Source organism: Pedobacter sp. 10L46_2 (assembly GCF_056395165.1).
In genome coordinates this window covers 1-8,120 of the sequence record NZ_JBFTIZ010000184.1, presented here as the reverse complement: position 1 = coordinate 8,120, position 8,120 = coordinate 1, and the positions used below count along the sequence as shown (strand labels likewise).

The following is an 8,120-nucleotide window of genomic DNA, read 5'->3' as shown; positions in this document are numbered from 1 at the left end:
GGTGGAGCCCTTGGTCTTTAGGACCTCAAACGGACTGCAAATACTTTCATCGTAATGCGGTTGAGTTAGAAAACAAATATATATAATTTACAATTACAATTCTATATTTTTTTGTGCTGAATTATTATGAGTCCACGTTAAGTCCACATTTTTACAGAAAAAAGGCGGACTTATTATGGTCGGATTATTTATTGAATATGGATTTACATTAAATGTTTATAAGTCAAGTATTAAATGCTGTATGCCTTTATCATTTCTTCATTTACTTTACAGCCCTTTCCGGTGGTGGTGTCAATCATCACATAATCAAACCAGCCATCAGAAGCAATTTTACCTGTTCTTTTATTTTCAATTTCGAACTGTACACGGCAACCTTTTTCATTGATTGTTAAAATTCCGGTGCGGATAGCAATTATATCGCCCAAAATAAGCGGACGTTTAAAGTCAACAAGTGCGGTACGTACCACCCAGCCAAAGCCACTATTTAAAAAAGATTCCATTGGCATTTTATAAAATTCAGCCATTTGATCATAACGGGCAGCAAGCACATAGTCAAAGTATTTGCTATTATGGACATGGTTAAACATATCGATATCATCAGGACGTACTTTTAGCTCACTTTCAAATATACTGTATTGGTTTTTTTCCATAAATAAGTCGTAACAGCCACAAAAATAAGGTTTAGTAATGGCCAATTTTCTCGTCGAGCCAAAATTTTACGCATACTTGTTAATCTTTAAAACTTACACTATCTTTGCACCCAATTAATTAATCATTTAAACTTTAGTATCATTCAAGAATGTATTTAAGTAAAGAAAAGAAAGCTGAAATCTTTAAACAGCATGGTGAAGTAGAAACTAATACAGGTTCTGCTGAAGGTCAGGTAGCGTTATTTACATACCGCATTGCACATTTAACTGAGCACTTAAAGAAAAATCGTAAAGATTATTCTACTCAGTTATCACTACAAAAATTAGTAGGTAAACGCCGTGGTATTTTGGCATATCTATTTAAAAAAGATATTGAGCGCTATCGTGCTATCATCAAGACTTTAGGTCTAAGGGATATCATCAAATAGAACTACTTATATCAAGAAAAGCCATTCTTTAGGGATGGCTTTTTTAATTTCTTGATATTATTATCTTAACTTGCAAAGAAAATAATATATATAAATCCGGTGTGTGAAAAGAGGAAAACACACCACAACAATTTTTAAATGAATGTAATAAAAAAATCGTTCGACTTGGGCGATGGAAGAACAATCGAAATTGAAACAGGAAAATTAGCTAAACAAGCTGATGGTTCGGTGGTAGTTAAAATGGGCGATACCATGCTTTTGGCAACTGTAGTTTCTACAGTAGGCGCTAAGGCTGGTGTTGATTTTTTACCTTTATCTGTTGATTATCAGGAGAAATACGCTGCCGCAGGCCGTATCCCTGGAGGTTTTCTTCGTCGCGAGGCAAGATTATCTGATTATGAAGTTTTAATTTCACGTTTAGTAGATCGCGCTTTGCGCCCGATGTTCCCTGAAGATTATCACTCTGATACTCAGGTAATGATCTCATTGATCTCTTCTGATAAAAATATAATGCCAGACTGTTTAGCTGGTTTAGCTGCTTCGGCTGCCATTGCGGTTTCAGATATTCCGTTTAACGGACCAATCTCTGAAGTACGTGTAGCTAAAATTGATGGCAAACTGGTAATTAACCCTTACGTGAGCGATTTAGAGCGTGCATCATTGGAATTCCTTGTTGCAGGTACTGAAAAAGACATCGTAATGGTTGAAGGTGAGTGTGATGAGATTTCTGAAACTGAAATGGTTGAGGCCATTGAATTTGCTCATAAAGCAATCGTTATCCAGGTTCAGGCTCAAAAAGAACTTGCTGAACTTGTAGGTAAAACTGTAAAACGTGAGTATTCTCATGAAGACAGTAACCCTGAATTAAAAGAGCAGGTTTATGCTGCTACTTACGACAAGGTTTATGCTGTAGCTAAAAGCAACACAAGCAAAGGTGAGCGTGGTGATGCATTTGGTACGATCTTAATGGACTTCATAGCTACATTGGGAGAAGATATTGATGATGTAACCGGTTTCCTTGCTAAAAAATATTTCCACGATGTACAATATGATGCTATCCGTAACCTGTTTTTAGATGAAGGAATTCGTTTAGACGGTCGTGACGTACGTACAGTACGCCCAATCTGGAGTGAAATAGGTTACTTGCCTTCAGCTCACGGTTCTGCAGTATTTACACGTGGTGAAACACAATCATTAACTACCGTTACTTTAGGATCTAAAGATGATGAGCAAATGATTGATGGTGCGTTCATCAATGGATACAACAAATTCCTATTGCACTATAATTTCCCAGGTTTCTCAACTGGCGAGGTTCGTCCTAACAGAGGTGCTGGTCGTCGTGAAATTGGTCATGGTAACCTGGCTATGCGTTCTTTAAAGAAAGTGTTGCCTGGATTGGAAGAAAATCCTTATACCATCCGTATCGTTTCTGATATCTTGGAATCTAACGGTTCTTCGTCAATGGCAACTGTTTGTGCTGGTACATTAGCACTTATGGATGCCGGTATTAAAATCAAAGCTCCGGTATCGGGTATTGCAATGGGTTTAATTACTGATGAGAAAACTGGTAAATATGCAATCCTTTCTGATATCTTAGGTGATGAAGATCACTTAGGTGATATGGACTTTAAAGTAACCGGTACTGAAAAAGGTATTGTTGCTTGTCAAATGGACTTAAAAATCAATGGCTTGAAATGGGAAGTGTTAACAAACGCTTTAATTCAGGCTAAAGAGGCTCGTTTGCATATCTTAAATGAGATGAAGAAAACAATTTCTGCACCTCGCGAAGATTATAAAGACCATGCTCCACGTATTGTTTCTTTAAGTATTGATAAAGAATTTATTGGTGCTGTAATAGGGCCAGGCGRTAAAATTATTCAGGAAATGCAACGTGAAACTGGCGCTTCTATCTCTATCGAAGAGGTTGGAAACAAAGGTATCGTTGAAATCTTTGCTGATAACAAAGCTGCAATTGATGCTGCTGTTACCCGTATCAATGCAATAGCTGCTAAACCGGAAATAGGTGCAACTTACAGTGGTAAGGTAAAATCTATTATGCCATTTGGTGCATTTGTAGAGATTATGCCAGGTAAAGATGGTTTACTTCACATTTCTGAAATTGACTGGACTCGTTTAGAAACAATGGACGGTGTGTTTAAAGAAGGTGATAAAGTTGAAGTGAAACTTTTGGATGTTGATAAACAAGGTAAAATGAAACTTTCTAGAAAAGCTTTATTGCCTCGTCCACCAAAAGCAGAAGCTGCTCCAGCTGAAAATAAGCCGGCTTAATCCAAAGGTAGGTCTGTCAGCCGAGGGTAAATCCTTCGGTTTGTCGCTTCTTATATACTCAAAACCCTGCAAATCGCGGGGTTTTTTGGTATAAGATGGGTTATTTCTTTATATTTACAATTGTGAACCAGCTATAAATTAAAAACACCTTTCTCATGAAACACCTTATTGCTCCCTCTTTACTTTCCGCTGATTTTGCTAACCTTCAACGTGATATTGAAATGGTTAATTCGAGTGAGGCAGACTGGTTTCATGTAGATGTGATGGATGGTGTGTTTGTACCAAATATATCTTTTGGTTTTCCAGTAATGGAAGCAATAAAAAGATATGCTACAAAGCCTTTGGATGTTCACCTTATGATTGTTAATCCTGATCAGTATATTGAGCGTTTTGCAGCTGCAGGCGCATCAGTAATAACGGTGCATTACGAAGCTTGTACACACTTGCATAGAACGATTCAGGCAATTCATGCCACTGGTTGCAAGGCGGGTGTTGCAATTAACCCTCATACTCCTGTGGGCTTACTTAAAGATGTTTTGGCAGATCTGGATCTGGTGCTTGTTATGTCAGTGAATCCGGGTTTTGGTGGCCAAAAGTTTATTCCTAATACGCTAAATAAACTAAGGGAGTTAAAAGCTATGGCCTCAGTTGTTAATCCTGATCTGCTCATAGAAGTTGATGGCGGGGTAGGGATAAAGAACCTGGCCGATCTGATTCAGGCGGGTGCAAGCGTTTTTGTTGCAGGAAATGCCATTTTTGCTGCTCCTTCTCCATCGGTCATGATCTCTGAATTAAAACAACTTGATGCACAATTGAAATCATCATAAGCTCACAGCTTTGTAACATAAATGTATAGACTTTGCCTGCTGCTCTCAGTTTTACTATTTGGTTTTACGTATGTAAATGCACAACCTCTTGTAAAAGTGTCAGGACTAATTACAGATGATCTGAAGAGCCCATTGTCTATGGTAACCATTAGCGTTGTTGGACAAAACCAGTCGACCGCATCTGATGACAAGGGGAGTTATAATATTTATTCAAGTACCACCTCTTTTACATTGAAATACAGTCTGTTAGGTTATAAATCTGTTTTGGTTGAGTTTAAATATGGTAAGGCCGGCAGGATTATTCAAAATGTTTCATTAACACGGAATATAAACGAACTGGAGCAGGTTACCATTACCACAAAACAAAATCAGCTTCGTAACAGCACCACTATTAATATTGCAGATATTGCTTCTATACCCTCAGTTTCGGGTAATTTTGAAGTGGTTCTTAAAACATTACCGGGGGTATCTACTAATAATGAATTGAGCGCTCAGTATAGCGTTAGGGGAGGTAATTTTGATGAAAACCTGGTATATGTAAATGATGTTGAAATTAGCCGGCCTGTGCTGATCAGAAATGGACAGCAGGAGGGTTTGAGTTTTATTAACAGTGATTTGTTAAGCTCTGCCAAGTTCTCTACAGGTGGCTTTGAATCCAGATATGGTGATAAATTATCATCAGTACTGGATGTGAAATATGATCGGCCGGATAGTAGTGAGGCCGTATTGAACCTTGGTATGCTGGGAGCCGGTTTTAGTTCTAAGATTTTAAACAAAAACAGCTATCTGCTTGCAGGATTGAGGTATAAGAATAATACAAGTATATTAAACAGACAAGATAATAAAGGGAGCTATGCGCCTAATTTTACCGATGCGCAATTGATTTATCATCAAAATGTTTCGTCTAAAATGAGTGTTGATTTTTTAGGGAGTTTTAATAGTGGGATCTTTAAATTAATACCCGAAAGCAGAGAAACCCAATTTGGAACATTAAGTACTGTGATGCGCTTGCAAACAGACTACAGCGGAAAGGAAATTGATGATTATCAGACAGCAGGAGGGGCCATAACCTTTGCCTTTTACCCTAAATCGAATCTGGTTATAAAGTGGATAAACAGTTATTTTAATACCCTTGAAAGAGAAAGAATAGACATAGAGGGGAGATATGTGTTTGATGAGGTTAACAATACCTTTGCAGATGGAAACTTTGGCGCTGTTAGGATCAACAAAGGCGTAGGGAAGTATATCAATTATGCCCGCAATAACCTGGAGTCAGAAAACCTCAGTTCGGAGGTAAAGGTAGATCAGGATTATGAAAACCATACGTTTTCATTGGGCTTAAGGTTTGAGCGCAAGAAATATAACGATAATTTAAATGAATATAGTCTTATAGATTCGGCAGGATATATACAACAGGGAGGGTTAAATAATTTCTATCAGGACAACCTTATTAATGTTAGAAATGACCTGGCAATTCAATACTACAGCGCTTATATTCAGGATAGTTACACCTTGTCAGTCAACTCAACCCTTCAGCTTGGTGTAAGGGGTAATTATAATACTTTAAGTAAGCAATTTCTCCTTAGCCCCAGGTTGCTTTTGGCTTACAGGCCATCGAGCAATAATAAAATTTTCAGATTTACTGCCGGAGTATATCAGCAGGCTCCCGACTACAGGAGCATCAGGGATTTTAATGGAATTCTTAATTTAAATCAGCAGGCACAAAGGTCATACAATACATCGGCAGGTTTGGACTATGCATTTGATGGTCTGGGAACACGTCTAAAGTTTACTTCTGAGCTTTATTTTAAATATCAGGACAGGCTTATTCCTTATATGATGGATAATGTAAGGGTAAAGTATCTTGCCGGAGAGTTGGCAAAAGGCTATATCTATGGAGCAGACCTGAGCATTGGCGGTGAGTTTGTAAAGGATCTGGTGTCTTATTTCAGAATGTCTTTAATGAAGGCTAATCAGAATATCTTCAATGATGAGCGGGGTTATTTAAAAAGGCCAACAGATCAGAGAATTAATTTCTCAGTTTATTTTCAGGATAGATTGCTGAACAGCCCTACCTATAAAGTACATTTAAATATGATGTATGGTTCTAAATTGCCGGTAGGAGCACCTCTTACACGTCGTTATTCTGATAATTTTAATATCCCTGCTTATAAGCGTGTGGATATTGGATTTTCTAAAGATTTTTTAGACGATGCCGGACTAAAAAAACCGAGGTTACTGGATAAATATTTTAGTTCGTTTTCTGCTCATTTAGAGGTATTTAATTTGTTAAATATTAACAATACGGTTTCATATTTATGGCTTAAGGATGTAGATAACGTACAATATGCTATTCCTAATTATTTAACTGGCAGGCAACTAAATTTGAAATTGATTATAAAGTTCAAGAATTCGAAATAATAAATAATATAAAACTGTTACATTTACAAGCATTAAAAATCACTATAAAAATGAGACACAATTTCGGCGCAGGCCCCTGTATTTTACCTCAGGAAGTATTTAAGCAAGCAGCACAAGCAGTTCTAGATTTTAAGGATGGTTTATCCATTCTGGAGATCTCTCATCGCACATCTGAATTTGAAGGTGTGGTAGCAGAAACAGAAAAATTAGTTAAGGAATTATTAAATGTACCTTCCGGATATTCTGTTTTATTTTTACAAGGCGGTGCTAGTTTGCAGTTTGCAATGGTTCCAATGAACTTATTACCTGAAGGAAAAACTGCCAGTTATCTGGAAACAGGCGTTTGGGCAAACAAGGCTATTAAAGAAGTATCTACTTTTGGTAAAGCAAACATTGTTGCTTCTTCAAAAGAATCAAACTTTACCTTTATTCCTAAAGATTATAGTATTCCAGAAGACAGTGCTTATTTCCACTTCACTTCTAACAATACTATTTACGGAACAGAAATGTTCAGCGTACCTAAAACCAGTATCCCTGTAGTTTGCGATATGTCTTCGGATATCATGAGCAGGGTTATTGATGTTTCCCAATATGATTTGATCTATGCAGGAGCTCAAAAAAATATCGGTCCGGCTGGTTTAACAGTAGTAATTGTTAAAGATGAGATCTTAGGTAAATCAGGCAGAAAGGTACCTTCTATGCTTGACTATAAAGTGCATATCGATGGTGGTTCTATGTATAACACTCCTCCGGTATTTTCTATATATGTAGCGATGCTTAACTTAAGATGGTTAAAATCTAAAGGAGGCGTTGCTGAAATTGAAAAAGAAAATATAGCAAAAGCCAGAGCTTTATATACTGAGATTGACAGAAACCCTTTGTTTAAAGGAACTTGTGCTGTTGAAGATCGCTCTAGAATGAATGTTTGTTTTGTAATGGAAAACCCAGAGCTTGAAAAACCATTCTTGAAATATGCTGAAGAAAATGGAATTGAAGGTATTAAAGGACATAGAAGTGTTGGTGGTTTTAGAGCCTCTATATACAACGCGCTTCCAATTACAAGTGTTCATGCACTAGTTGAATTAATGCAGAATTTTGCTGAAAAACACACCAATTAAAATAAAAATTAATGATTAAGATACTTGCAAACGATGGGATAGATCCTATCGGTAAAGCGTTATTAGAAAAAGCGGGTTTTGTTGTTGATACTGAAACTGTTCCTCAGGATCAATTGGTTGAAGCTTTAAAAAACTATGATGGTATTACAGTTAGAAGTGCCACCAAATTACGTAAAGAATTGATTGATCAGGTACCTAACATTAAACTGATTGGCAGAGGCGGTGTAGGTATGGATAACATTGATGTTGAATATGCCCGCAGCAAGGGTGTTGCAGTGGTAAATACACCTGCAGCTTCTTCGTTATCTGTTGCTGAACTGGTATTTGCACATTTGTTTACCGGTATTCGTTTCTTACAGGATTCAAACAGAAAAATGCCTGTTGAAG

7 protein-coding genes are annotated in these 8,120 nt (G+C 37.2%); 6 read left to right on the top strand and 1 reads right to left on the bottom strand.

Annotation, left to right across the window (positions count from 1 at the left end; genetic code table 11):
• Positions 1-230: 230 nt before the first annotated feature.
• On the bottom strand, positions 231-650 hold the full coding sequence (locus AC1DDX_RS17955; protein ID WP_172663348.1) for an acyl-CoA thioesterase: 420 nt from the start codon (positions 648-650) through the stop codon (positions 231-233).
• A 149-nt stretch (positions 651-799) separates the two neighbouring features.
• Here AC1DDX_RS17955 and rpsO point away from each other — a divergent pair, with 149 nt between their 5' ends.
• The 6 genes from rpsO to AC1DDX_RS17925 all read left to right on the top strand — a co-directional run.
• Positions 800-1,078: a 30S ribosomal protein S15 gene (gene rpsO, locus AC1DDX_RS17950; protein ID WP_099438653.1), complete on the top strand. Its 279-nt coding sequence runs from the start codon at positions 800-802 to the stop codon at positions 1,076-1,078.
• Between the two features lie 138 nt (positions 1,079-1,216).
• Positions 1,217-3,367 (top strand): polyribonucleotide nucleotidyltransferase, encoded by a 2,151-nt coding sequence (gene pnp / locus AC1DDX_RS17945; protein WP_477622354.1) that lies wholly within the window; start codon positions 1,217-1,219, stop codon positions 3,365-3,367.
• Positions 3,368-3,522: 155 nt separating this feature from the next.
• Positions 3,523-4,194, top strand: coding sequence for a ribulose-phosphate 3-epimerase (gene rpe, locus AC1DDX_RS17940; RefSeq protein WP_172663346.1), 672 nt, complete (start codon positions 3,523-3,525; stop codon positions 4,192-4,194).
• Between the two features lie 21 nt (positions 4,195-4,215).
• Entirely contained in the window at positions 4,216-6,615 is a 2,400-nt protein-coding gene (locus AC1DDX_RS17935; RefSeq protein WP_337714907.1) for a TonB-dependent receptor, read from the top strand.
• Between the two features lie 50 nt (positions 6,616-6,665).
• Positions 6,666-7,733, top strand: coding sequence for a 3-phosphoserine/phosphohydroxythreonine transaminase (gene serC / locus AC1DDX_RS17930; RefSeq protein ID WP_172663344.1), 1,068 nt, complete (start codon positions 6,666-6,668; stop codon positions 7,731-7,733).
• An 11-nt stretch (positions 7,734-7,744) separates the two neighbouring features.
• A partial coding sequence (locus AC1DDX_RS17925; protein ID WP_477622353.1) for a Rossmann-fold NAD(P)-binding domain-containing protein occupies positions 7,745-8,120 on the top strand: 376 nt, incomplete at its 3' end.

Excerpts from the sequence above, each read along its gene's own strand:
- serC (WP_172663344.1), top strand. The coding sequence starts at position 6,666 with ATGAGACACAATTTCGGCGCAGGCCCCTGTATTTTACCTCAGGAAGTA.
- rpsO (WP_099438653.1), top strand. The coding sequence starts at position 800 with ATGTATTTAAGTAAAGAAAAGAAAGCTGAAATCTTTAAACAGCATGGT.
- AC1DDX_RS17955 (WP_172663348.1), bottom strand. The coding sequence starts at position 650 with ATGGAAAAAAACCAATACAGTATATTTGAAAGTGAGCTAAAAGTACGT.
- rpe (WP_172663346.1), top strand. The coding sequence starts at position 3,523 with ATGAAACACCTTATTGCTCCCTCTTTACTTTCCGCTGATTTTGCTAAC.
- AC1DDX_RS17935 (WP_337714907.1), top strand. The coding sequence starts at position 4,216 with ATGTATAGACTTTGCCTGCTGCTCTCAGTTTTACTATTTGGTTTTACG.